At 71.3% G+C, this 25,164-nt stretch carries 20 protein-coding genes; 5 read left to right on the top strand and 15 right to left on the bottom strand.

Going from position 1 to position 25,164, the window contains the following annotated elements; translation table 11 throughout:
* Positions 1–15: 15 nt before the first annotated feature.
* The 14 genes from DNK56_RS28980 to DNK56_RS35595 form a co-directional block, all read right to left on the bottom strand.
* Complete coding sequence (locus DNK56_RS28980; RefSeq protein WP_111338729.1) at positions 16–1,941, bottom strand: ABC transporter permease; 1,926 nt, start codon at positions 1,939–1,941, stop codon at positions 16–18.
* A 39-nt stretch (positions 1,942–1,980) separates the two neighbouring features.
* The gene (modA, locus tag DNK56_RS28985) at positions 1,981–2,793 is read right to left on the bottom strand and encodes a molybdate ABC transporter substrate-binding protein (protein WP_111338730.1); all 813 of its coding nucleotides are present in this window, start codon (positions 2,791–2,793) and stop codon (positions 1,981–1,983) included.
* Between the two features lie 310 nt (positions 2,794–3,103).
* A complete protein-coding gene (locus DNK56_RS28990; RefSeq protein ID WP_111338731.1) occupies positions 3,104–3,388 on the bottom strand; it encodes a PqqD family protein in 285 nt (94 codons plus the stop codon).
* Positions 3,388–4,176, bottom strand: a complete 789-nt coding sequence (locus tag DNK56_RS28995) for a hypothetical protein (protein WP_111338732.1) — start codon at positions 4,174–4,176, stop codon at positions 3,388–3,390. Before DNK56_RS28995 ends, DNK56_RS28990 begins: the two co-directional genes overlap by 1 nt.
* The gene (locus DNK56_RS29000; RefSeq protein ID WP_199564816.1) at positions 4,173–4,799 is read right to left on the bottom strand and encodes a CPBP family glutamic-type intramembrane protease; all 627 of its coding nucleotides are present in this window, start codon (positions 4,797–4,799) and stop codon (positions 4,173–4,175) included. Before DNK56_RS29000 ends, DNK56_RS28995 begins: the two co-directional genes overlap by 4 nt.
* A gap of 158 nt (positions 4,800–4,957) precedes the next feature.
* A complete protein-coding gene (gene asnB, locus DNK56_RS29005) occupies positions 4,958–7,168 on the bottom strand; it encodes an asparagine synthase (glutamine-hydrolyzing) (protein ID WP_111338734.1) in 2,211 nt (736 codons plus the stop codon).
* 68 nt (positions 7,169–7,236) lie between these two features.
* Positions 7,237–8,523: an MFS transporter gene (locus tag DNK56_RS29010; protein ID WP_111338735.1), complete on the bottom strand. Its 1,287-nt coding sequence runs from the start codon at positions 8,521–8,523 to the stop codon at positions 7,237–7,239.
* Positions 8,520–9,185, bottom strand: coding sequence for a dTMP kinase (locus DNK56_RS29015; RefSeq protein ID WP_111338736.1), 666 nt, complete (start codon positions 9,183–9,185; stop codon positions 8,520–8,522). Before DNK56_RS29015 ends, DNK56_RS29010 begins: the two co-directional genes overlap by 4 nt.
* A gap of 351 nt (positions 9,186–9,536) precedes the next feature.
* On the bottom strand, positions 9,537–10,358 hold the full coding sequence (locus tag DNK56_RS29020; RefSeq protein WP_111338737.1) for an Sden_1164 family protein: 822 nt from the start codon (positions 10,356–10,358) through the stop codon (positions 9,537–9,539).
* A complete protein-coding gene (locus DNK56_RS29025) occupies positions 10,355–12,631 on the bottom strand; it encodes an FAD/NAD(P)-binding protein (RefSeq protein WP_241990116.1) in 2,277 nt (758 codons plus the stop codon). Before DNK56_RS29025 ends, DNK56_RS29020 begins: the two co-directional genes overlap by 4 nt.
* Before the next feature lie 94 nt (positions 12,632–12,725).
* Positions 12,726–14,405, bottom strand: a complete 1,680-nt coding sequence (locus DNK56_RS29030; protein ID WP_111338739.1) for an Sden_1168 family B12-binding radical SAM P-methyltransferase — start codon at positions 14,403–14,405, stop codon at positions 12,726–12,728.
* Positions 14,402–15,559, bottom strand: a complete 1,158-nt coding sequence (locus DNK56_RS29035) for a pyridoxal-phosphate-dependent aminotransferase family protein (protein WP_111338740.1) — start codon at positions 15,557–15,559, stop codon at positions 14,402–14,404. The genes DNK56_RS29030 and DNK56_RS29035 overlap by 4 nt, the downstream gene beginning before the upstream one ends.
* Complete coding sequence (gene aepY / locus DNK56_RS29040) at positions 15,556–16,686, bottom strand: phosphonopyruvate decarboxylase (RefSeq protein ID WP_241990117.1); 1,131 nt, start codon at positions 16,684–16,686, stop codon at positions 15,556–15,558. Before aepY ends, DNK56_RS29035 begins: the two co-directional genes overlap by 4 nt.
* Positions 16,683–18,305 carry an isocitrate lyase/phosphoenolpyruvate mutase family protein gene (locus DNK56_RS35595; protein ID WP_111338741.1) on the bottom strand — a complete coding sequence of 541 codons (1,623 nt, stop codon included), beginning with the start codon at positions 18,303–18,305 and terminating at the stop codon, positions 16,683–16,685. Before DNK56_RS35595 ends, aepY begins: the two co-directional genes overlap by 4 nt.
* Before the next feature lie 464 nt (positions 18,306–18,769).
* On the opposite strand from DNK56_RS35595, the gene DNK56_RS29050 reads away from it, so the two are divergent.
* From DNK56_RS29050 to cobM, 5 genes are all read left to right on the top strand, one after another.
* Positions 18,770–19,423 (top strand): pyridoxine/pyridoxamine 5'-phosphate oxidase, encoded by a 654-nt coding sequence (locus tag DNK56_RS29050; protein ID WP_158558464.1) that lies wholly within the window; start codon positions 18,770–18,772, stop codon positions 19,421–19,423.
* Complete coding sequence (locus DNK56_RS29055; protein WP_158558463.1) at positions 19,420–20,934, top strand: sulfatase-like hydrolase/transferase; 1,515 nt, start codon at positions 19,420–19,422, stop codon at positions 20,932–20,934. Before DNK56_RS29050 ends, DNK56_RS29055 begins: the two co-directional genes overlap by 4 nt.
* Positions 20,931–21,779 (top strand): amino acid kinase family protein, encoded by an 849-nt coding sequence (locus DNK56_RS29060; RefSeq protein WP_111338744.1) that lies wholly within the window; start codon positions 20,931–20,933, stop codon positions 21,777–21,779. Before DNK56_RS29055 ends, DNK56_RS29060 begins: the two co-directional genes overlap by 4 nt.
* A 207-nt stretch (positions 21,780–21,986) precedes the next feature.
* Entirely contained in the window at positions 21,987–23,261 is a 1,275-nt protein-coding gene (gene cbiE, locus DNK56_RS29065) for a precorrin-6y C5,15-methyltransferase (decarboxylating) subunit CbiE (RefSeq protein WP_111338745.1), read from the top strand.
* Positions 23,258–24,007, top strand: a complete 750-nt coding sequence (gene cobM / locus DNK56_RS29070; RefSeq protein ID WP_111338746.1) for a precorrin-4 C(11)-methyltransferase — start codon at positions 23,258–23,260, stop codon at positions 24,005–24,007. The genes cbiE and cobM overlap by 4 nt, the downstream gene beginning before the upstream one ends.
* A gap of 37 nt (positions 24,008–24,044) precedes the next feature.
* On the opposite strand, the gene DNK56_RS29075 is transcribed toward cobM, so the two are convergent.
* Positions 24,045–25,160 (bottom strand): cobalt-precorrin-5B (C(1))-methyltransferase, encoded by a 1,116-nt coding sequence (locus DNK56_RS29075; RefSeq protein ID WP_111338747.1) that lies wholly within the window; start codon positions 25,158–25,160, stop codon positions 24,045–24,047.
* Positions 25,161–25,164: the final 4 nt, after the last annotated feature.

Consider the following 25,164-nt stretch of genomic DNA (forward strand, 5'->3'; position numbering starts at 1 on the left):
CCGCCCGCCGGCCGTTCAGAGCGCGACGAGCGTCACCTCGGTCGCCTTGACGCTCGTCCACACCGGCACCCCGTCCGCCAGGCCCAGTTCGGCGGCGGACCGCGGGGTGATCTCCGCGACCAGGTCCGGCGCCTCACCGGACCCCACCAGCACCCGCAGCCGGCTCCCGCCCGACGAGGTGATCTCGCGCACCGTCCCCGGCCACACGTTGCGCGGGCTCCCGGTGGGCCGCTCCCGGTGTACGGAGACGGCCTCGGGCGCGATGACCGCCAGCGCGGGCACCCCGGCCGGCAGCGGATCGGCGGCCACGAGCCGACCGCCGTCCGCCGGTTCCAGGCCCTCGGCGGTGGCGGTGCCGGGCCAGGCGTTGCGGCCCAGCATCCGGGCGACCCAGGGGGAGCGCGGATGGCGGCTCACCTCTGCGGGCGGCGCGTACTGGAGCGCCCGGCCCCCGTCCAGCACCAGCACCCGGTCGGCGAGCGCGACCGCCTCCACGGGGTCGTGGGTGACGATCAGGCAGACCCCGCCGAACCCGTCCAGATGGCGGCGCAGGGTGTGCCGGACGCGGGACCGGGTGGTCTGGTCGAGCGCGGCCAGCGGCTCGTCGAGCAGCAGCAGCCGCGGCCGGGCGGCCAGTGCGCGGGCCAGCGCGACCCGCTGCGCCTGCCCGCCGGAGACCTGCGCGGGCCGCCGCCCGGCGAGGTGGCCGACGCCCAGCCGGTCGAGCCATTCCCGCGCGGCGCGCCGGGCTTCGGCGCGCGGCACCCCTCGGGCGCGCAGCCCGTACGCGGTGTTGGCGAGGACGCTCAGGTGCGGGAACAGAGCGCCGTCCTGCGGCACCCAGGCGACGCCCCGGCGGTGGACGGGCAGCGCGCTGACGTCGGTGTCGCCGAGCCGGAGCCGGGCGTGGGCGCGCGGGGTGAGGCCGAGGAGGGCGCGCAGCAGCGTCGTCTTGCCGGCGCCGTTGGGGCCGACGACCGCGATGGTGGTGCCGGCCTCCGCGTCGAGGGTCAGCTCGTCGAACCCGGTGACGTCGGCGCGCAGCGGCCAGCGCCCGGCGGCGGGCCCTTGCGCGGCGGGCCCCTGCGCGGCGGGCGGCGGCCCGCCCGGCGGGGCGGGCCCGTCGTCCGCCGCCTCCCGCCGGGGCGTACCCGGCCGGGGCGTCCCGGTCCAGCGCCCGCGCAGCGCCAGCAGCACCGCCATGGCGATGACGAGGAGCAGCAGGGAGACCGAGGTCGCGGCCTCCGGGCTGTCCTGGAGCAGCAGATAGACCCGCAGCGGCAGCGTCTGCGTGGTGCCGGGGAGGTTGCCCGCGAACGTGATGGTCGCCCCGAACTCGCCGAGCGCCCGCGCCCAGGTCAGCGCCGCGCCCGCGGCGAGACCGGGGGCGACCATCGGCAGCGTGACCGTGCGGAACACCCGTACCGGCGAGGCTCCCAGGGAGGCCGCCGTCTCCTCGTACCGGGGGCGCAGTCCGCCGAGCGCGCCCTCCAGGCTGATCACCAGGAACGGCATCGCGACGAAGGTCGCCGCGAGCACCGCCCCGGAGGTGTGGAAGGGCAGCGTGATGCCGAACCAGTCCTCCAGCCACGGCCCGAGCAGCCCCCGCCGGCCGAAGGCGAGGAGCAGGGCGACCCCGCCGACTGTGGGCGGCAGCACCATCGGCAGCAGCACCAGCGAGCGGACGACCGCCTTGCCCGGGAAGTCGACCCGGGCCAGCAGCCAGGCCAGCGGCACCCCGAGCAGCAGCGAGAGGAGCAGCGCCCAGCCGGAGACGATCAGCGACAGCGTCAGCGCCTCGACGGTGCCCTCGCCGGTCAGATGCGCGCCCAGCTCGCCCCACGAGGTGCGGGCCAGGACACCGGCCAGCGGCAGCAGCAGAAACGCGACGGCCAGCAGCGCGGGCAGCGCCAGCACCAGCGGCGCGCGGGATCGGTTCATCGAGGTCCCCTGCTGACGTCTCGGGCTTCCGGGTTCACGTTACGGCCGCTGGAAGCCCGCGCCGGTCAGGATCTTCCGTGCCTCGGGCGAGGACAGCCACTTCACGAACGCGGCGGCGGCGTCGCCGTGCTCGCTGCCGTTCAGCGTGGCGGCCGGGTAGGAGGCGACGGCGTTCTGCGCGTCCGGGATGTCCACCGCGTCCACCTTCCCGGCGGCGGACGCGACATCGGTCCGGTAGACCAGCCCGGCGTCCGCCTCGCCCAGTTCGACCTTGCTCAGGACCGCGCGCACATTCGGCTCCTGCGACACCGGCTTCACGGCGATGCCCTGGGCGTCCAGTATCCGCGCGCTGTACCGGCCCACCGGCACCTCGGGCGCGGCCAGCACCACCTTCAGCTTCGGGTCGGCCAGGTCCCGGAGGCCGCCGATCCCCTCCGGGTTGCCGGACGCGGTGGCGATGACGAGACGGTTCCTCGCGATGACGACGGGCGTCCCGGTCTCCGCCCTCAGCACGTCCATGGTCCTGGTGTCGGCGGTGACCAGGGCGTCGGCGGGCGCGCCCTGCTTCACCTGGGCGGCCAGCTCCTGCGACCCGGCGAAGGAGAACGTCACCTCCGTCCCCGGGTGCTCCTTCTCGTACACGGCACCCGCCTTTTCGAACACATCGGTGAGCGAGGACGCGGCGAGGACGGTGAGGTCGGCGGCGGGCGCGCTGGAGGCGGACGCGCTGGAACCGGTGCCCGAATCCTTCGTGTCGTCGTCGCTGCCGCACGCGGTGAGGGGCGTGAGCAGGCCCACGACGACGAGGGCGGCCGCCGCGCGGCGGCGGGTGAGGGCGGGGATGAACGACATGAGGGTCGGGACTCCTTGGAACGCGTCGGGCCGATGCCGCCGGGCCGGCGAGCGGACCGCCCGGGGGCATCGAACAGCATGTGCCAAAGAATAGGCGTCCTGGAGTCGCATTTACATTTTTCCATGGGAAAACACATGGCAGATGCGTATGGGGCTGGAGGAAGGTCCGAGCCTTTCGTTGGGGCGTTGGGGCGTTGGGGCGTTGGGGCGTTGGGGCGTTGGGGCGTTGGGGCGGCCCGGAGAGCACCGGTGCGGGTGCCGGCCGGGGGATCGGTGCCCGGCCGGCACCCGTCGCGAGAACCTGCGAGCGTCAGGCGAGGGTGATGACGCTGCTGGCCGCGAGTTCGGCGATGACCTCGGCCGTGTCCTCGACGGCGGTCTGCTCGTCCACCTCGTACTCCGAAGCAAGCAGACGGCCTATCTGGGCGACCGTGTTGCTTCCGTCGATCTGCTTCCAGATGAACGCGGCCGTCTCGGAGAGTTCGAAGGCCTGGGTGGGGCCGGCGACCATCATCTGCCCCCGGACATTGCGGACCCGGGCGTCGAGCCTGCGGGTGGGGACCGACGTGTGGACGTTCTGCTGGGTGCCGGACATCAGACGGATACCTCCATGGATACGTGCTGGCAGAGGCGGAGTGCCTCCTCGACCCAGGCGCGGGGTGCCGAAGGGTCGAACGATTGCATCGTCTCGATCGCCCAGTACTGGTCGAAGGTGACGATCGTGGGGTCGGCGGTGCGGAAGCGCCTGGCCCGCCACTTCGCGTTCTGGCCGTACTCGCCCTCGAAGGCGAGCAGGGCATCCATCGCGTAGCCGAAGGCGATCTTCACGGAGAGCACGGAGCTCTCCACATCGCCCGCCTCAAGCTGGCCCACCACGTCCTGGGTGTAGGTGTCGACGCTGTTGAGGGCTCGGGCGACCATGACCGACCGGAGTCCGGAGTCGGCCAACTGCTTCTGATGGCTCCCGAGCCAGTCCGCCCCGGCGAGCGGATACGCGTAGGAAAGCCGCTCCAGGAAGTCCAGCTCGTCGGTGGACAGCCGACGGCCGACCTCCTGAGTCCCTTCCAGGACCGACCAGTCGACCTTGGAGATCACCTGCTGGACCTGATCGGCGCGCCAGTACTCGATGTCCCAGCGCCGGCCGTCGACGTACTTGATCTCCACGGGGAGGGTGTCGGGCTCCAACGGCACCTGGACGTACACCGCCGTCTCGCTGCGGTAGTCCTCCTCCGTAATGACGTAGATGTCCACGTCGCTCAGTGCGTTTCCCCAGCCGCGGACCAGTGAGCCGCTGATGTAGACGCTGCGGCAGGCAGCCGGGAGAACCCCCAGTTCCTGCAACTGCTCCAGGGAGGCCAGCGAGGCCCCGGGCAGGTCGGTCATGGTGCTCCTCCTTTGTCGTGCTCCCGCTGGAGCTCGAAGACGATCGACGGCGCGTTGTTGACCACGTGGGCGACCAGCGCGGGAAGGATCGAGCCGGATGCCACGGTGAGGCCCAGCAGCACGGCCGCGGCACTCACCTCGGTCACGGTCGCCCGTGCCGAGCCGCGTCTGTTGGCGCCAGGTGCGATGTGGTGCCGGGCGACGAAGGCCGCGGCGGCGAGGAGCCCCAGCGGCCCGGCGGCGACTGCGGGGGCGGCCAGGTACGCCCCTCGGAACACCACCTCCTCACCGGTCGGCGAAAGGAGACTGGTCGTCACCCGGGCGAGCGCCTGCGGTCGAGGGGTCGGCCCGTACAGGAAGGCCAGATCGCCGGAGACCAGCGCGCGAAGATTCATCCCGCCCAGCAGAACGAGCACCATGCCCGCGGTGGCACCCAACGGGTACCACCACCATGCGGGCGCGTCCCCGAACCAGGACGGGCCGGACACGACGGCGAGGACAGCGGCCCCGACCGGCACCAGCATTCCGGCCGAGGTCTCGGCCCAGAAACTCGGCCCGCTGCGTCGGCGGCGCGGTACCCGCCACGGCAGCCCGACGAGAACGGTCTCGACCCCTACGGCCACGCCGGCCCACCGGAGAGCACCACCCTGGCCCCAGAGCGCCACCGCGTAGGCGAACACGCAGGCCGCAGCCGCGGTTCGCCCGCCGTCCAGCCGCCACGCCTTCCAATCGAATGTCGGATCCGGACCGGCTGCGGCCTCCTGAGCCTGCTGATCTGTCGTCACCGTGCCGCGTCCACCGGCGCGCCGAGCTGGACCAGCCCGGCCAGGAGGGCCTCGTCGAGCGGCTCCAGGACGTCCTCCAGCGAGCAGTCGACTGCCGCGAGGATTTCCTTGAGTGACCGAACTCCGTCGATGGCCCGCAGTACGGCCAGCCAGGATGCGGACTCCTGAGGATCGACCACGTATTCGATGGTCCCGTCGACCAGGATCAGCCACCCGTCGTCGAGCGCCGGGGCGTGCGCGAGAAGCACCTCGGGAGCGAGGGCCGGTATCAGGTCCGGATCGATCGCGGCGCCCGGCGCGGCGCTGAACCTGGCGGCGAGCCCGTCCGCCGACGCGTCCCAGTCCCCGATCGGCAGCGCTGTTGGGACGGTGTGCGAGTACTGGGCGGGAGGGGCCGGCAGGTCGGTGGTCATGGATTCCAGCAGGCCGAGGTTGACCAGCCTGAGCAGGAAGTCGACGTGTGCCGATTCGCAGTCCGCCTCCAGGCGCCGCAGTGTGGCGCGGGCGGCGTCGGCGGAGACATGGGTCCGCGCGCCGGGGGCCGACAGTGCCTCCTCCAGGAGCGCGTCGCCGCTCCGGGCGAGCATGGAGACCATGGTGGTGAAGGCGTGGCGCCGGCCCTCCCCGTAGAAGAAGGGCACCTTGGGCCGGGCCGCCAGGACCGGGTCCACGAGATCTGCCACGGCCAGGCGTAGGATCCGCTTGTCGAGCAGCAGTGCCGGGCGGCGGTGGCGGGGGATGGTGGCGAGCAGCTCGACCAGCCGGTGGTCGAGGAACGGGACCCTGGTCTCGATGCCGCTGCCTGATGCGGTGCGGTCCTCGTGCCAGCAGTTGTACTGCTGCAGGTCGCGGAACTTGCTCGCCGTGTATGCCGCGTACGGGTCGTCGAGCGCATGGTGTCCGCCGGCGGTCAGGGCGCGGTCGGAGAGCAGGGGCAGGTCGGAGTGCTCCCACCAGGCGGCGAGTTCCGGACGGTCGGTCAGCGCGCGGCGCCGGGCCATCTGCCGAAGGCTCTCCTCGTGGTCTGCCCAGTTCCCGCCTCCCAGCCCGACCGAATAGCCGCCATTGAACTCGTCGCTGCCCTGGCCCACCAGGATGACCTTGAGGTCCGGGCGGGCGCTTCGGGCATAGCGGTGCAGACCCGCCTTGTAGAACTGCTCCGGGCCGCACAGCGGTGTTTCCAGCAGCCAGAGCAGCCGCTTCCACTCCTCGGCGGTGGGGATGTCCTGCGGACCGAAGAGAACCTGGTGGTTGGTGAGTCCCAGCGAGGCGGCTGACCGGTGGGCGTGTTCGGCGTCGCCGTTGACGAGGGTGCTCCCGCTGAGGACGGTGAACGTCTGCAGCGAGGCCGTGCGTGCGGCCAGCGCGGCGACCGCCACGGAGTCGATCCCGCCGCTCAGGAACAGGCCCACCTCGACGTCGGCCGCAGTGTGCTCGGCGACCGACGAAGCCAGCAAGTCACGGTAGGCCGCTGCGAACTCGTCGTCGGAGGCGTCCGAGTCACCGCCAGGGGTGGGGAGCTGCCAGTACCGGTGCGTGCGGGTGCGTCCGTTCGCCGAGTCGATCTCCAGAACGGCGCCGGCCGGAACCTGCTCAATGCCCTGGAACCAGCTGGTCGGTGGCGCGTCGGAGAGAGTAGGGGTGGCCGAGAGCATCGGGTCGGCGAGAGCCGCGGGCCAGTCGATCGCGCGTGGAGTGCGGGGATCGGAGAACAGCGCCTTGACCTCGGAGCCGAAGACGGCTCGGGTTCCGTCGCGGTGGAGGTAGAGCGGCTTGATGCCGAAGCGGTCCCGCCCCAGCAGCAAGGTGCCGCGGGTGCGGTCCCAGAGGGCGAAGGCGAACATCCCGCGGACCTCGGCCAGGAAGTCCAGGCCGCGGGCCCGGTAGAGGTGCAGCAGTACCTCGCAGTCGGATCCGGTGCGCGGCCGGACGCCCGGAAGACCTGCCAGCAGTTCCCGGTGGTTGTAGATCTCGCCGTTGGCGATCAGCACGAGTGAGCCGTCCGGGCTGGTCAACGGCTGGGCACCACCGGCCGGGTCGATCACCGACAATCGGCGGTACGCCAGCCCGACCCGGCCGTCCAGCAGAAACTGTTCGTCGTCGGGCCCCCGGTGCGCGACGGCGGCGGCCATCGCGAGCAGCGTGTTCCGGGTCTCTGGCGGTAGGGTTGTCCCGCTGGTGCTGATGACACCGGCCAGGCCGCACATGATGATGACCTCTCTCCGAGCTTGCTGAACTGATGCTGTAGGGCCGAACCGGTTCCCCCCGGAAGGGTTCAGGAGGGTCTGGCGGCTTCCGTGTCGGCTTGGGTGACCGTGCGCATGGGTGTGAGTCCGGCGGCCAGGAAGACGAGCAGGCCGCCGATCGACCCGATCACCAGGGTCAGCTTCGGGGAGGCGGCGCTCGCCAGCGCCCCGCCGGCCAGCGCCCCGAGGGTGGCCCCGCTCCATGCGGTGGTGCGCAGGGCGCTGCGCAGTCGGCCGAGCATTTCGGAAGGGGTGCGGCTCTGGCGCAGCGAGGTCGCGGTGGTGTTGTACACCACGATGCCCATCCCGGTGAACGCGCCGCCGATTCCAGCCAGGAGCCCGGCCACCCATCCGTCACCCCAGGGCAGCAGGAGCCCGCCGAACAGGCAGGCGGTGGGGAAGGCCCACAGGGCGGTGGCGGGGGACCGGTTCGCGAGCCGGCCGGTGAGTGCGGCGCCGATCACGCCGCCGATTCCGGAGACCGCGAAGACGATGCTGACACCGGTGGTGCCCAGGCCCGCCTCGTGGACCAGGTGCGGGACGAGGACGGCCGTCGTGCCGGTGGCGAAGAAGTTGTAGCTCGCCGACACGCCGGCCAGGATCAGCAGCAGTTTCTCGCCCCGCAGGAAGCGCAGGCCTTCGAGGATGTCCTGTCGGATCGGACGCCGCGAGGTACCGGGCTCTGTCGTGCGGCGGGCCTCGGGTATGGGAACCAGGAAGGCGCCCAGCGCGCTGGCGAGATAGCTGACCGCGTCCACGGCCATCGCGTAAGGCGCCGTGAGCGCCCCGATCAGCACGCTGGCGACGGTCGGGCCGGCGACCTGGGCCACCGAATCGGTGCCGTTCAGGCGGGCGTTGCCCCAGTTCAGCCGAGAGCGGCCCAGGACGAGCGGGACGAACGCGAAGAGTGCCAGGTCGAAGAACATCGTCAGGGCGGACACCCCGAACGCGACGACTACGAGCAGGCCGAGCGAAAGCAGATGCAGGGCCGCTGCGATGGGGATCAGTGCGACCAGCACGCACCTCAGCAGGCTCGATGCGATCAGGACCGGGCGCCGTCGCCAGCGGTCGACCCAGGCTCCGGCGTGCAGCCCGAAACCGAGGTAGCAGAATCCCTCCGCGGCGGTCAGCAGGCCGACCTGCCAGGCGGGGGCGTGCAGCACGACCACGGCGATCAGGGGCAGCGCGACATGGCTGATCCGGGTGCCGAAGGCGCTCGCCGCCTCGCCCGCCCACAGCCGGTTGAAGTACCGCTTGGCCTGCCACGGCGTGTCATCGGCGTCGGGTTCGGAGCCTTCTGCTGCGGTGGCGGTCATGCGCGCGAATCTCCGGAGGGGGGAAACTGGTGGTGGTCTTGTTCGGCCCGCTCGACGAGGCCGGCCAGCTCGGCGACGATCAGGGGCACGGGACGGTCGGCGTCGACGGTCGGCCAGTGGTGGCGTTTCGTCCAGCGGTCCAGGTGATCCGAGATCGAGCGTTGGTGGGCGAGGAACGAGTCCTCGGCACAGGCCGGGTCCATCCCGCACTCGTAGGGGACGAGGTCGCCCTGCTTGCGCTGCCAGGCTGTGGCGAGGTCAAGGCTCAGCCGTACGGTCAGATCCGCTGTCGGGACCCCCGCGACCAGCGCTTCGACCCATTCCGGGTCCAGCCCGTAGGCGATTTCGCCGGCCGCGTGCTTCATCCAGTAGCCGTCAACGACCACGACTTCCCCGGGTTCCTCACGGACGCCTTCCAGAGCCATGGCCATCGACCAGATGAGAAACAGGAGACGGGAGGTTCCGGGCATGTCGGCGATGCAAGTGCGAATGTCCCTGATGTCATGGCTCAGGAATCGTGCCGCCGGATACCGGGAATCGGCCACGATATCCCACCGGTCGACTGTGCGGGCTCGGTAGCCGCGCGCGTTCAACTCGGCGACGAATGCACGAGTGACGGTCGATTTGCCGACCCCGTCGGTGCCGGTGAGTGCCAGCAGCACGGATATTCCTTTCGGGCGGCGGCTGCCGGGCCGCCACAGCATGGCGACCCGGCAGCCTTGTGTCACGCGACGTTCGAGAGGACAGAACCGAAGCTGACCTTCTTGACCTGCGGCTTGATGTACTTCTTCATTTTTCTTCACCTCCCTCGAATGGATTCCCCGCTTGATTCGGAATGGCGGATAAGTGGAATTATCTGCTGCCGGATCTGCGGACGTCAGTCATTCTTACAGATCGCTATTGCGGTGCGTCAATAGCTTTCATCGTTCGGCTGCATGTGGGGATTGGGTGGTTTTTGGGAATGCCAAAATCAGGGGTCGGCGCCCGGGGTGATGCGAAGGAAATATGTGGATTCAGCGGGTGAAGGCCATCGCGTCACGTTCCAGGATCGCCGGGAAGAGGACATCTTGGACGTACTGGTAGTCGGCCGGGAAGTCGCATTCGGAGAAGAGCAGGGAGCCGGGGAGCTGGGCAGCCGGCAGCCGCCCCAGCGTGAAGAGGTACTGCCAGACCTCCTCGTGCTCGGAGAGCCTGCCGCCGAAGCCGTAGGGGCGGACGGCCGGGGGCTCGCCGACGATCCACCGGGTCACGTCGGCCGCCGCGACGGTGCCTGCGGCGTCCAGCAGGATCAGGCCGAGACTCTCGCCGAGCAGTTCGAGGCCGTACGTCATACCACTGTTGAGCCCCTTGCCGATCAGGACGGGTTCGTCGGCCGATCGCCCGTAGACCCGCACTTCCTCCCCGTCGCCGTTCACCCGGTCGATGGTCAGTAGCCGTGACCCGCGGAGTGCCCCGGCATGGTCCATCAGCGAGCGTTCGTAGACCACGTCCGCGTCCGTCACCATCGTCCGGGCACCACGCGGGCGCCAGCGCAGCAGGGACTGCAGGCCCGCGAGCATGCTGACGCTGGATCCCGTGCGCTCCTGACCGGGGTCGATCACGACCAGTTCGACGAGGTCGTCCACGACGGCCTCGAACGCCGCCCGGCCGGCTGAGTTCACCACCAGGAAGACCCGCTCGGCACCGATGGCCCGGAAGAGTTCCAGATTGCGGCTCAGGAAGGTCGGCCCCGACGGGTCGTCCGGCCGGAGCGGGAGCAGTGCTTTCGGGCCGGTCACGGCCGTTCCCATCCGGCGGTTCTCACCGGCGGCGAGCACGATGACGCTTTCGATCACGACAGCACCCCTTCAGGTCGGGAATCGGCGGGGCGAGGGTGCGGGCGGACGTGATGCGCCCGGAACGCGGACCGGAAGCCCTTGAGCCAGACCAGCACATCACGCATCACATGGTGGTCCTGGTCCGGTCGCAGGGCACCGAGCTGGAAGAACATCGCGCCTTCGGACGGCGGGCCGAGGGCAGTGATCCGCTGCTCCACCGTTCCGTCGGCCCGGACCGGGTGGAACTCCGGCGACAGGTCGATTCCGCCGGGTTCGAAGCTGCTGCCGTCGGCCGAGTTGTTGCACCAGATCCTGACCAGACCGCGGTCGAGCAGGCTCCGGTAGAGCGGCAGGACGTCCCTGCGGGGGTCGAAGGCGTGGACCCGGGCGTCCACCAGGGTGTCCACCAGCCGCGAGGCGCCCGTGCGCGGACCGGACACCAGGAACCGCCTGCGGCTCTCGTCGGGCGTCACCCTGGCGTCCGGGCCGGTGCCGACGTCCAGCAGACCGTGCCGGACCAGGGCGAGGATCTTCTCCATCACCTCGCGGGCGGCGCCGTTGGCCAACTTGTTGTGGTGACGCATGTACCTCTCCAGGAACAGCCGGTGCGACCGCGCCGTGAGGCCTGCGTCGTCGACGGCGTGGCCCAGGACCTGACGGAGGTCGCGCCAGACACCGTCCGCCGCTGCCTTCGCCGGGTTGTCGAGATTGCCCTGCGCGGCCCACAGGTGGTCCACGGCCATGAACTCCTCGAACCGCCGCCGGTACTCCTCGGGGGTGGCGAACGTGGACGCGCCCAGCGGGTCGGTGAGCCGCGCCCAGTCGAAGCGATTGCCCCGCACGCTCTCTTCCAACCGCCAGGGCGAGCGCAGGCCGGCCGACACGGAAGGCAGCCCGTCGGGGGCGCTGAGCGCGGCGAGAACCTGCCGCCGGCCCTCGGGACCGAAGACGACCTGCGCCCAGCGGGCCAGCGCCTCCTCCAGCGGCCAGTCGACGCCCGCCTGTGTCTCGGCGGTTGTGGTGGAGCCGGAGAGGATCTTCTCCAACAGGGCGGTCAGTTCGTCGACCGCCGCCTCCAGCGGGGCCAGCAGGTCGTTTCGTCCGCCGCCCAGGAACGACCGGTAGCCGGGCGCCACCCGCTCGGCGAGGACAGCCGCCGTGCCCGGGCCGAAAAGCGTCGCGTAGTGCAGGTGCGCCATCTCCAGCAGCACCAGCGGAAGGACATCCGGCTCGAAATCGAGCTGGCGCCTGACCTTGCCGCCCGCGCGGGTCACGGGCGTCCCGACCGTTTCACGCAGCCGGTTCAGAGCCTCGACGGTCAGGAAGACACCCCGGTGCTCCAGCCGCGCCAGGTCCTGCTCCTTGTCGTTGTACGGCCGCGCGTAGGTGAACACTCCGGTCGGGCCGAACGCGACGATGCCGGCCGGCTCGGCACCGCTCGGCCGGTAGGCCAAGGTGCCGTCGGGCCCTTGCTCGAACCGTCCGCCGCGTCCCTCGGTGAGGTGCAGGATCTCGTCGATGGCGGTGAGGCCCATGCCGGCACAGGCCACCACCCGGTCCGGCCCCGAAACGGCCTCGGGCAGGGCCTGGTCCAGGGGATAGGCGTACGGAATGTAGTGGGCGCCGGTGCGGCGGGCGAAGTCGGTGAACTCTGCCGAAGGGCCACCGCTCATCGGGTCGGTGTGCGAGTGGCCGGTGAGTAGCAGGACCTCGTCGCAGTCGTACTCCCCGCCGTCCGCGGTCCTGAGACGCAGGGCCTGTCCCTGCTCGGCCACGTCCACCACTTCGGTGGCGTGCAGCTCCACCACGGTGCCGGGGCGGCTTCGCAGGTCGGCGACGAAGGCCGCGAAGCGGTCGCTCAGCGCCAGACCGTGGACGTACCGCTTGGGCCAGTCGGCAGGCCGGAGGTCGAAGTCCGGATGCCCGGTCTCGGCGAACCTCTGCCGGCACCACTCGTAAAGGGTCGGCCGCTCACCGCGTGGCCGCAGCGGACCTGCGTCGACGACACTCTCGTCGGCCGCGAACCCTATCTGAGCCGTGATCCGGTTCAGGAAGCTGGTGGTCGGCTGGGACCAGCTGTGCACCCGCCCGGCTCCGAACTCCCCGCTGAGGTCGAAGACATGAACCTCAAGCCTGCGGTCTGCCGAGGTCTCGGCGACAGCCGAGAGCCGCTCCATCACGTAGGTCGCGCTGGGCCCGGCGCCGACCAGGGCCAGGCGGTACGGACCGGCCGCGCAGTCCCCCGGGCCGTCTGCCGTCCCTGCGGCCCGGCCTGGTGTAGACGTAGCCAATGGTCACCCCTCTGCTGCGATGGACGTGCTCTGCTCGGCGGAGCACTCCGGTGAAAGCGGACCACCCCCGGTCGACCGGTCCGGTGCCGGGCCGTCAGCCCGGTACCCGGCCGCCCACGTCGATGATCGTGGCGGTGATGGCCGAGGCCGACCCCACACAGATGCGTGCCATCCGCTCCTTGTGCTCGCGGTACTTGCGCTCCCAGGCCACTGGATCGCGCTCGTAGATGCTGCGGTTGTAGCGCGTGAGGAAGTCTTCGACGAGCTCTTCCAGCCGCGCCGCGTCGATGCCGGTGAGCCGCAGCGTGGATCGGGCGGTGTCGATGTGCAACGCGCCCTCGTAGGTGATGGTCCCGTTGCTGACCGCCCGCTCGAAGAGCTCGGAGCCCGGGATCGCCTGCGCGATGAAGACGTTGATGGAGTGGAAGGGGAGCTGCTCGACGTAGGCGAAGCCCTCCTCGACCTGTGCCTCGGTCTCGCCCGGCATGCCGACCACCAGCGTGCCGTGCATCAGCACACCCAGGTTGTCCAGGTAGGCCATCAGCTCCGGCACCCTGGTCAGGTCCACGGGCTTGCGGTGCTGCTCCTTGAGCGTCTCGGCACTGCCGCTGTCGAGGGAAAGGGTGATCTGGTAGAGCCCGGACGCCACCATGCGGTCGACCAGCGGGGCGCTCAGGGTGTTCACCATGATGCCGTTGGGGGTGCACCAAGGCAGTTCGAGGGCCGTCATCCTCTCGAAGAGCTCGGTGGCGCGCTTGCGGTCGAAGGTCAGGTTGTCGTCGGCGAACTGCACCTCGTCCACGCCGAACGCGTCCTTGTAGTGCTGGATCTCAGCGATCACGCTGTCGACCGACCGGGCGATGTACTTCTTCGAGAAGTTCGTGCTGGCGCAGAACGTGCAGCCCACCGGGCAGCCGCGGGAGGTGTAGAGCTGCATCACGCGTTTGCCCCGCGGATACGGGGAGAACGGCACGTTGTGGGCGAAGTACCGCTCCATCGGGACCTTGTGGTACGCGGGGAAGGGCAGCGCGTCGAGATCGGTGACGCGTGCGAACTGCGGGTTCGCGAAGATCTTGCCCTCGTGCCGGCCGGCCAGGCCGTCGGCGTTGATGTCGATCTTCCCGTCGGCGAGGTTGCGCAGGAAGTCGCCGAGCCGGATCTCACCCTCCCCCCGCAGCACGTAGTCGATGAACGGTATGCCGTCCGCAACCGCGTCCTGAAGGAACCGCCGGGCGTAGATGCTGGCGTGCAGACCGCCGGCGATGACCGTCGTCTGCGGCCGGACCTCCTTGACGATCTGCGCGTACCGGTAGAGGTTCTGCAGATCGGAGGAGTAGATCATGGTGAAGCCGACGACCTCGAAGTCGTTCTCGGCGATGTACGCGCGAAACCGTTCCTCGGACATGCCGAGGTTCCAGACGCCTTCGGCGACCGGGACCTCCTCGTCGATTCCCTCGACGATGCAGTCCAGGATGGAGATGTCGATCCCCTCCTGCTCCAGCGCACCGGCGATGTAGCACAGGCCCAGCGGCGGGACGACACGCTTCACCGCGCCCTCGTACACGCACATGGGTGGCAGCACCAGCAGCGTGCGGGGAATCCGGCCGAGCGGCTCGCGGACATCGATCAGCCGGGCGTCCGGGCGGGGCTTGCGGACCCTCGCCGTCTCGTCCTTCTCCGCCAGGTAGAGGCGCAGCGCACTGTCCTGTGGAAGATGGTCGTCCAGCTTGTTCTGACGGACTCGCAGATCCTGGTCGGCACTCGGCTCGGTCACTTGCCCTCCCGGTCGGCTGTCACGTGCTCGGTCCGTGCGGCGGTGGTGCTGTCCAGGAATCGGCCCAGCGCGGTGAGGAAGCCCTCGATGTCCTGCTCGGTCATCCGCCCCATCGTGGACAGCCGGAAGAAGTCGCGCGCCCACTGCTCCTGGGCGGCGTAGATGACGTAGCCCTCGGCCCGCAGGGCCCGGTGGAGTTCCGGGTAGCCAATGCCCTGCGGGAGGCGGACGGCGGTCAGGCCCAGCGATCTGTGTCCGGGAGGCAGCGCAAGGTGCAGGCCGAGATCCTCCAGGCCCTGCCGGAGCCGTTCGGCGAGCGCCCGGTACCGCTTCCCGCGGGCGGCCACCCCCTCCGCCAGCATCAGCTGCAGCGCGGTGTCGAAGGCGTAGAAGGCGGGCACCCCCGGGGTGAACGCCGGTGTCTGGGCGTGCTCCTGGGCGGTGTAGTGCCGGTGCAGGTCCAGCGAGTAGCTGCGGCGCGGCCCGTTGCCGAGCGCGGCGAAGGCATCGTGCCGTGCGCAGACGAAGCTCAGGCCGGGCATACCCTCAAGGCTCTTGTTGGCTGAACCGGCGACCCAGTCGAGGCCGTCGCGGGCGATGTCGAGCGGTTCGGCACCGATGCTGCTGACCGCGTCGACGATCACCTTGCGGCCGTACCGGTGCGCCACCCGGGCGACTGCCGCGACGTCGTTCAGCATGCCGGTACTGGTTTCGTGGTGCACCACCGTGACGAATCCGAGCGACGTGTCGGCTGCCAGCGCCGCTTCCACGGAGCCGAGGTCGATCGGGACGCCCCAGCCGAGCTCCAGGTGGTGGACCGCGATGTCGTGGATCGCGGCGATGTCGTGCATCCGGCGGCCGTAGTGGCCGTTGTCGAGGGCGAGTACGCCGCTGTCCGACGGTGGAACGGACGCGATCAGTGCCTCGACAGCGGACGTTCCGGACCCCGTCAGGACAACGCTGGTGAACTCCGGGGTCCCCCCGCACACCTGGGTGACCCGGCCGCGGACACGGCGCATCAGCTCGGTGAACTCGCTCTCGCGGTGGCACAGGTCGGGCCCGCCCAGAGCGGCGCGGACGCGCTCGTCCGCGAGCACCGGGCCGGGGTTCATGAGTACCAGGCGCTGTGCCACGGGGCCTGTGGGTGACGTCATGACGAAACCGCCTCCCGGAATCTGGATGCCACTTCGGGCGGGGTGAGTGCGGGCCGGCCGAGTGCGGGGTCGGAGCCGGGCCGGATGCGAACGCGGATCAGATGCGGGCCCGCCTGCGTGGCGCCGCGGGTCACAGCGTCGCGCAGCTGCGCGGCCCGGTTCACGTCCGCCGTCGTGCGGTATCCGCAGGCCTGGGCAATCGCGCAGAAGTCCAGCCCGCCGGAGACCGTGGGCTGGCCCCCGGTGGACTCGTACGAGGCGTTGTCGAGCACGATGTGCAGCAGGTTGCCGGGAGCCTGGTGGCCGATGGTGGCCATCGCCTCAAGGCGCATCAGGGCCGCGCCGTCGCCGTCCAGTACGACGACCTCGCGGTCGGGGGCGTTCAGGGCGACCCCGAGCCCGATGCTGGCGGCGCATCCCATCGAGCCGACCACATACAGGTTGCCCGGCCGGTCCCAGTCCCGTTCCAGCTCGCGGGCCGTCTTTCCGGTGGTTGCCACGAGCAGTGCGTCCCGGCCCACCGAGTCGACAGCCAGGCCGATCGTCTCGGCACGCGACATCAGGCGGGGGTCCGGCGCCGGAGCGGGCCCCGCCGGCCGGTGCGGCGCGAGGGCCCCCTTGGGTACGATGAAGGCGTACGGGCTGCCCGTGCGGTCCATGTGTCCGGCGGCTCGGTCGAGTGCGGGCCCCAGCTCCGTCGCATCGGCGGGGAACATCTCGTGGTCGATCTCCATCGAGGAGAGCAGGCCCGGGGTGATCCGGCCCATCAGCTGGTGCTGGGGTTCATCCGGGAATCCGGGTTCGCCGCGCCAGGTTACCAGCAGGAGCACCGGAAGCCGCAGGGTCTGGCAGAGCGAGGTGAGGGGGTTGACCGCGTTGCCGAGGCCCGAGTTCTGCAGGATGACCACCGGTCGTCGGCCCGCGAGACGGGCGCCCGCCGCGATGGCCACCGCCTCGCCCTCGTTGGCCGCGGTGAGGTAGCTGCCGGGGTGCTGCGCCTGGAGGACGCTGATCAGCGGTCCGAGGAAGGAACAGGGAACACCCGTGAACGGGCCGAACCCGGCGTCGAGCATGGTCCGGGCCACGGCGGCCCCGTCGAGCGGGACACGCGTCCTCGTGGTGCTCACCGCGTCTGTCCGGTGAGCAGCAGCTCGGCCCGCCGCACGTCCTCTTGGTTTCTCAGCTCGGCCCAGCCGGAGGCGATCTCGACGGCGTCGACCGTCCAGCCCGCGTCGATCAGGTCGGACAGGAGCACCGCCAGGCCGGGCTCTTCGCCGGCCTCGGCGAGCCGCTTCTCGGCGGCCTCGCGCAGTGCCGCCCAGCCCTTGTCCGAGAAGGCGGCGATTCCGGTGAATTCGCCGTCGCGGGGGCCGGAACCGAATCCGGTGACGCTGTTGCCGCGCGTCCCCTTGAGGCGCCTGCCCTGCACAGCGCCTGCGGCGGTCGTCACCGATGTGCGGCTGTCCCCGGGGTCACCGGATGCGGCGGATACGTCGATCAGTACCGCGATGTCGCGCTCCTCGGCGACGAGCTGGAGCAGCGGCTCCGGGTCGAACAGCAGGTCGGGGGCGGCTACGAGGGTATGGCCGTGGAAGTCCGGTGCGGCGCTCAGAACCACCTCTGCGATGGCCGGCGCCTCCAGACCCGGTGTGTGGACCACGGTTACGCCCGCAGGATGGCCGGCCGTCCCGTCGCGACTGGTGACGACGGTGATGTTGTCGATGCCGGCGCGCCGGAGAGATCCACACTGGAGTTCGGTGATGCTGCGGCCGTCGACGTCGGATCCTCCGGGCAGGTCGCTTCCCGTGGTCAGCACGGCTCGCAGGCGTCGGCCCGCCCTGCTGAGGAAGCGCTCCTCCGCCTGTTGCAGTGCGGCCATTCCCTGGAGGTCGAAGACGGTGGCGAGCGGGGCTATGCGGGTCTCGATGCCACTGGTGCGGCCGTCTCGCAGGATGGCTTCGAACGTCTCGCTCACTGCCGTGATCGAGGCCCGCAGGCCGTGGTTCGCGTAGATCACCAGCTTCGCACCGGCTTCGGAGAGTTCCTCGGCGGTGATGGTGTGATAGGTGGTCGGCACGACGACGACGGGCAGTCGCTGCTGCCATTGGGCCAGGAACTCCAGGACGGGTTCCGCGGACTCACCCTTCGCGTGGATGAGGACCGCGTCCGCGCCGGCCTCGGCGTACGCCTCCGCCCTGCGCAGCGCTTCGTCCAGGCCCCAGCCGGCCACCAGGGCCTCGATCCGGGCGATCACCATGAGGTCCGGCCCCGATTGGGCACTCTTGGCCGCGGCTATCTTGCCGGCGAACTCGGTGACCGGCGCCAACTCCTGGCGGCCGGGGATGAAGCTGTTCATCTTGGGGAATCGCTTGTCCTCGATCGAGACCGCGGCGACCCCGACTGCCTCGTATCGCCTAATCATGTGCATGACGTTGTTGGCGTTGCCGTAGCCGGCGTCGCAATCGGCCACCACCGGGACCGCCACAGCGGCGGCCATTGACCGGGCCACTTCGAGGAGTTCGGTCATGGTGAGGATGTCCGCGTCGGGCAGGGCGTGCGAGGCGGATACCTCCAGCCCGCTCGACCAGACCCCGTCGAACCCGGCGCGTTCGGCGAGCCGTGCGCCGAGCGCGTTGTGCGCCCCCACGATCCTCGCCGGGCCGGGACGTTCGAACAGGGCCCGGAGCTGGGCTGCCCCGCCAAGCCGGTGCCCCGGCGTCCGGGCAGGGATGTTCTCGGCTCGCATCGCTGTAAAACCCCCGGGATCTCAGTCGGTCGACGAATCCCGGAGTCGGTGCCCGGGCGGTGTGGCGACTGCCCCGACGCCATTGTCCTGGGCGAGGTGGACCGGAGCCTTAACGGCCGGTGCCACGCTCAGCAGTTAAGCACAGGAATCTGGCCGTGCGGCCGATGATCAGTACTAGGCCGAAAGGCGTCCAAGCGGCCTCCGTTCGTCCGCGACCAGGCATTCCTCCTTCTCGTTGCAGGTCAATCCATGGATGGACATTGACCATTTATGTAATGAGCGTGCCAAATCGCGCCCTGCGTGCCCTTGTTGCGATGGGTGCGATGTGGGGAAATGTCAACGAAGGTGACCCCTGAATCGGTGGGATCCACCGGCAAGATTCAGTCAGTGCTGATATCAAGTGCGCTGCGGGCCCCGGGAGATGGCTGGTGCTGCTCCGGTTGCGGACGGGTAGCGTGGTCGTCGTGAGCGAGAAGACACGCAACAAGTTCAGGGCGCTCCGGGTGTTCGCGGACCTGGAACCGTCGGGCTTCACCATCGAGGACCTGCGGGCCAATCCGCTGCAGGCTCTGGAGGAGTGGATCCTCTCGGCAGCCGAGGCCGGGCAGGTCGAGCCCCACGCCATGACCCTCTGTACCGTCGGTGCCGACGGGACGCCGTCCAGCAGGGTGCTGCTCTGCAAGGACATCGACGACGAGCGGCTGTACTTCGCCACCCACGCGGACAGCCGCAAGGGCCAGGAGATCGCCCGGAATCCACGCGTCGCCGTCCAGTTCCACTGGCCGAAGGTGGGCCGCCAACTCCGCATTGTCGGCGGCGCCGAGGCGGCCGGGCGAAGCGCCGGCGAACGGGACTTCGCCGAGCGGGGGCGCGGCTCGCGGCTCTCCGCGCACCTGCGCAAGCCCACCCCGCCGGCAGACCGGGACGAGGTCTTGGCCGAGTACACACGGCTGGCCGCTGCGTACCCCGACGAGGTTCCCTGCTCGCCGAGTTGGACCCTCTACGGAATCCGCCCGGACGAAATAGAGTTCTGGGAAGCCAGTCCGGACCGGATTCACACTCGGGTGAGTTTTCGGCGTGAAGAGGGTGGCTGGCAGACCGAGTACCTCTGGCCGTGACGGACCGGACCGTAACACCCCGGCGCCGCAACGTCCTTCTGATCGTCGCCGACCAGCTCCGCCCCGATGCGCTGGGCTGCTACGGCGCCCCCCACGCGCGTACCCCGCACCTGGACGCGCTGGCCACCAGGGGTGCGCGCTTCGAGCGGCACTACTCCGTGACCGCGCCCTGCGGGCCCGCCCGCGAATCCCTGCTGACCGGTGTCTACCAGTCGGTCCACCGAGTGGTGAGCAACCGCACCCGCGCCGACGACACGCGGCCGAACCTGGCGACCGCACTCGCCCTGGCCGGCATCGCCTCCCATGTCGTCGGGTACACCGACACCGTGGCCGACGGGGCTTCGGGCGACGGCGAGACCGTCCCCAGGGGGTTCACCTGGCACACCAGGTTCAATCTCAACCGCGCGGGGCTGCGCTCGTGGCTCGACCACCTGGCCGCGCACGGGCAACCCGTGCCCGACGACCCGATGGACGTCCTGCTCCCCGCCCCGGGCAGCCGCAACCTCGCCCGCTATCCGGCAGAGCTCAGCGACACCGCCTTCGTCGCCGACCGTACTATTGACTGCATGGCCGGGCTGGGGAACCGGCCCTGGCTCATCCTGGCGACGTTCCTGCGCCCCCACCCGCCCTGGGTGGCACCGTTCCCCTACGACCGGCTGCACGACCCGGCCGATATGGCGGCCCCGCTCCGGGCGGCGAGCCGGGCGGAGGAGGGCGGACGCCATCCCTTCCTGCGCCACTGGGTCGGGCGTGACGTACCGGACACCGCGCCCGCAGACCTGACCGCGCAGGCCGTAGCCGCGCACCGGGCGACCTACTTCGGACTGGTCAGCGAGGTCGACCATCATGTCGGACGGATCCTCACCGCCTTGGAGGACCTCGGCCGAGCGCAAGACACTCTCGTCGTGGTCACCGCCGACCACGGCGACACACTCGGCGATCACTGGAGCCTGGGGACGGGAGGCTTCCGGGAGACCGCCTACCGGGTGCCGCTGATCGTAGCCGCCCCGGAACGAAGGGCCGCCGCAACCGTGACCGCTCCCACGGAATCGGTGGACGTCGCGCCCACCGTGCTCGACTGGGCCGGGGCGCCGGCACTGCCGTGGAGCAGCGGGCACTCGCTTCTTCCGTTCCTGTCCGATTCCGCAGGGCACACGCCATGGCCCAGGTCCGAGATCGTCCACGAATTCGACTTCCGCGACCCGGTGCACCGCGTTCCGGAACGGGCGATGGGCCTCAGCCCGCAGGAGTGCAACCTCGCGGTACTGCGTGGGCCACGCTTCACCTACGTACACTTTCCGGGGCAACAACCCCTGCTTTTCGACCAGTTGGACGATCCTGGGGAAGGCAGGAACCTCGCCGGACTGCCGCAGTACGAGCAGGTGCTGGTCGACTGTGCGCGCCGCCTGCTGGACCACCGGATGCGGCACGCGGACCAGGCACGCGCAGATCTCGTCGCAACGACCTCCGGTAACGGCACCGCCCCGAGACCTCCCAGGAGAGCCACATGACCCCGACCACCGCCGGCCAACGGGAGGTGCCGGCTCTCCTGATCCTCAAGATCGGCGGAGGGCTGTTCTCCGTCAAGAGCCGCGACCACGACATCGACCACGACGCCGTCGCGGGCTACGCCAGGCAGGTCGCGGACCTGGCCGCGGCGGCACCCGGCCGGGTGGTACTGGTCTCGGGTGGCGGATCCTACGGCCATGGAGCGGTGCGTCACCTGGACCCGGAGGATCCATGGGCAGCCCTCCCGCTCACCGGTGCCAACGCCGAGTTGCGCTGGATCTGGACCACAGCCCTCCGCCGGGCCGGCGCACTGGCCTTCCCCGTCCAACTGGCCGCCGCCGCCGTACTGGAGGAAGACGGCGCGGTCGTTGGCGTCGGCAGCCTCCCGCGCCTCCTGGCCACCGGAGCGCTCCCCGTACTCACCGGCGACTGCCTTCTCCACCCCGACGGCTCCCTGCGCGTCGTCGGCAGCGACCACGTGCCGGCCGCGCTGCTCGGGCTTTCGGCGGGTCCTGTCCGGGTCGCCATGCTCACCGACGTGGAGGGTGTGCTCGACGACGGGCGGACCATACCGTGGATCGACCCACGCGAGGCCGGGCCCGCTCGCGACGCCCTGCGGGTGGCACCCGAGTGGGACACCACCGGGGCGATGGCCGGCAAGCTGGACGCCGTCCTCGCCTGCGCCCGGCGCGGTGCCGAGTGCCTGATCCTGCGCGGTGACCCGGATCAGCCCGATCTGCGGCACCTGCTCCGCCCGGTCTCGGACTGGCCCGCGGAGCTCCGGCATACCCGGATCGCCGGCAGCGAGCCGACGGCCGGGCAGCAGGTGGACACGGTGCCCGCTTGACGGCGCCGCGGCGGCCGGGGACAGGTGCCGGGGCCGGCACCCGCTCTCCTGCGGGGGGCACGGCGAGGAAGGGTGTACGCGCAATCGTGTCCGTGAGAACGGGGAGCAGCCCCGGTCCGGACCGGGCGCCCGGGACCCGCCCGTGACCGGCCCGTGACCGGCCAGTAGAGTGCGGAGGCGCCCGCCCCCGAACCCGAGGTACCGTCCGTGACCCCCGAGCACCCCCTCCCGCCCGCAGTGACCGTGGTCGGGATCGGCGCCGACGGCTGGACGGGCCTCACCGACCCGTCGCGCACCGCCCTGCGCGACGCCCGGGTCCTCATCGGCGCCGGCCGCCAACTCGGCCTCCTGCCACCGGAGTGCACTGGCGAGCGGGTGCCCTGGCCCTCACCGCTGCGCCCCGCCGTGCCCGGCCTGCTCGCCGCCCACACCGGCCGCCGCATCGCCGTCCTGGCCAGCGGCGACCCGATGTTCTACGGGATCGGCCGCGCCCTCACCGAAGTCCTGGGCGCCGAACGGCTGCGCGTCCTGCCGCACCCCTCGTCCGTGTCCTACGCCTGCGCCCGCCTCGGCTGGCCGCTGGAGGACACCGAGGTCGTCACCCTCGTCGGCCGCCCCGCCGCCCGGCTCGCCGCCGCCCTGCACGACGGCCGCCGGCTGCTCGTCCTCAGCGCCGACGCCACCACCCCGGCCGGCATCGCCGCCCTGCTCCGGGACCGGGGCTTCGGACCCAGCCGCCTGAAGGTCCTCGAACAGCTCGGCGGCGAGGACGAGGCGTGCGCCGAGGGCACCGCCGACACCTGGGACCGGCCGCCGGGCGACCCGCTCAACGTCGTCGCCGTCGAGTGCCGCGCCGCCCCCGGCACCCTGCGCCTGGGCGCCGTGCCCGGTCTGCCCGACGAGGCGTACGAGCACGACGGCCAGCTGACCAAGCGCCATGTCCGGGCCGTCACCCTCGGCGTGCTCGCGCCCGCCCCCGGCGAACTCCTCTGGGACATCGGCGGCGGCTCCGGCTCCATCGCCGTCGAGTGGATGCGCGCCCACCCCTCCTGCCGGGCCGTCGCCGTGGAACGCGACCCGGTGCGCGCGGCGCGCATCGAGGCGAACGCCGCCCGGCTCGGCGTGCCCGGACTGCGCGTCGTCACCGGCCGTGCCCCCGGCTGCCTGGACGGACTCCCCGCCCCGGACGCCGTGTTCATCGGCGGCGGCCTCACCGCGCCCGGCCTCCTCGACGCCTGCCTCGACGCGCTGCCGCCCGGCGGCCGGCTCGTCGCCAACACGGTCACCCTGGAATCCGAGGCCCTGCTCACCGACCGCTACCGGCGCCACGGCGGCGAACTCGTCCGGCTCGCCGTGGCGCACGCTGCCCCGGTCGGCGCCTTCACCGGCTGGCGCCAGGCGATGCCCGTCACCCAATGGTCGGTACGCAAACCCGCCGGCCCCGCCCGTGCCCCCGTACAACCCCCAGGAGACGACAGATGACCGTGTACTTCATCGGAGCGGGACCGGGAGCGGCCGACCTGATCACCGTGCGCGGCGCGCGCGTCCTGGCCTCCTGCCACGTGTGCCTGTACGCGGGCAGCCTGGTGCCCCGCGAACTCCTCGCCGAATGCCCGGACGACGCGCGCCTGGTGGACACCGCGCAGCTCGACATCGACCGCATCACCGCCGAACTCGTCGCCGCGCACCGGGCAGGGCACGACGTGGCGCGGCTGCACTCCGGCGACCCGTCGGTGTTCAGCGCCGTCAACGAGCAGATGCGCCGCCTGGACGAGGCGGGCGTGCCCTACGAAGTGGTGCCCGGCGTCCCCGCGTTCGCGGCTGCCGCCGCCGCGCTCAAGCGGGAACTGACCGTGCCGACCGTGGGCCAGACCGTCATCCTGACCCGGATCGCCCAGCGCGCCACCGCCATGCCGGAGGGCGAGGACCTGGCGACCCTGGGCCGCAGCGGCGCGCTGATCGTGCTGCACCTCGCCGCCCGTTACGTGGACCGCGTCGTCGGGGAACTGCTGCCGCACTACGGGGCCGACTGCCCGGCCGCCGTCGTCGCCATGGCCTCCCGCCCCGACGAGCTGATCCTGCGCGGCACCCTGGACGACATCGCGGACCAGGTGAAGGCGGCCGGCGTCATCCGCACCGCCGTCATCATGGTCGGCCGCACCCTGGGCGCCGAGCAGTTCCACGACAGCCACCTCTACTCGCCCGCCCGCGACCGCCACACCTGCTGACCGCCGGCCGGGCGCACGGGCGTCAGCGCGCGGGACATCAGCGCACCGGGCTGCGCCCCACCACCGTGCCCGCCCGGTCGATGCAGATCACGTCCACCGCCACCGGGGCGCCCCGCAGCACCGACAGCGCCTGGTCCCGCGCGGCCACGGCCACCAGATCACCCAGCGGAACACCGTGCGCCTGGCTCAGCCGCAGGGCGGCCAGGCCGGTGTTGGCGACGGCGATCTCGGCGGCCAGGGCCTCGTCGGCGCCACCGCGCCGGGCCAGCTCGGCGAGCTGCCCCTTGTCCACCTGGGAGCGCCCCGAGTGCAGGTCGAGATGACCGGCGGCCAGCTTCGACAGCTTGGCGAACCCGCCGCAGATCGTGAGCCGTTCCACCGGATGCCGCCGTACGTACTTGAGTACCGCGCCCGCGAAGTCGCCCATGTCCAGCAGCGCGATCTCCGGCAGCCCGTACACGGCGACCACCGTCTTCTCCGAGGTGGAGCCCGTGCACCCGGCGACATGGGTGCGCCCGTCCGCGAGCGCCACGTCCACGCCCCGGCGGATGGAGTCGATCCACGCCGAGCAGGAGTACGGCACCACGATCCCGGTCGTGCCCAGGATCGACAGACCGCCCAGGATGCCCAGGCGCGGATTCCAGGTGGAGCGGGCGATCTCCTCGCCGTCGTCCACCCCGATCGTCACCTCGACGTCCCCCGAGCCGCCGTGCGCCGCCGCCACCCGCGCCAGATGCTCGCCGATCATCCGGCGCGGCACCGGGTTCACGGCCGGCTCGCCCACCTCCAGCGGCAGCCCCGGCAGCGTCACCGTGCCCACACCGGGCCCGGCCCGGAACACCACCCCCGCACCCGGCGGCAGCGCCCGCACACTCACCCGTACCAGCGCGCCGTGCGTCACATCGGGGTCGTCGCCCGCGTCCTTCACCACGCCCGCCGTCGCCCGGTCGCCGGACAGCTCCTCCACGGCCAGCGCGAACGCCGGGGTCTCGCCGCGCGGCAGTGTGACGGTCACCGGGTCCGGGAAGTCGCCGCTCAGCAGCGCCGTGTACGCGGCGGTGGCGGCGGCCGTGGCACAGGCCCCGGTCGTCCAGCCGGGCCGCAGCCCGGTGTGCTTGAGTTGGGCACCGCGCCCGCCCTTCGCCTCATTCAAGGAT

The sequence above is a fragment of the Streptomyces sp. AC1-42W genome, assembly GCF_003248355.1.
Lineage (GTDB): Bacteria > Actinomycetota > Actinomycetes > Streptomycetales > Streptomycetaceae > Streptomyces.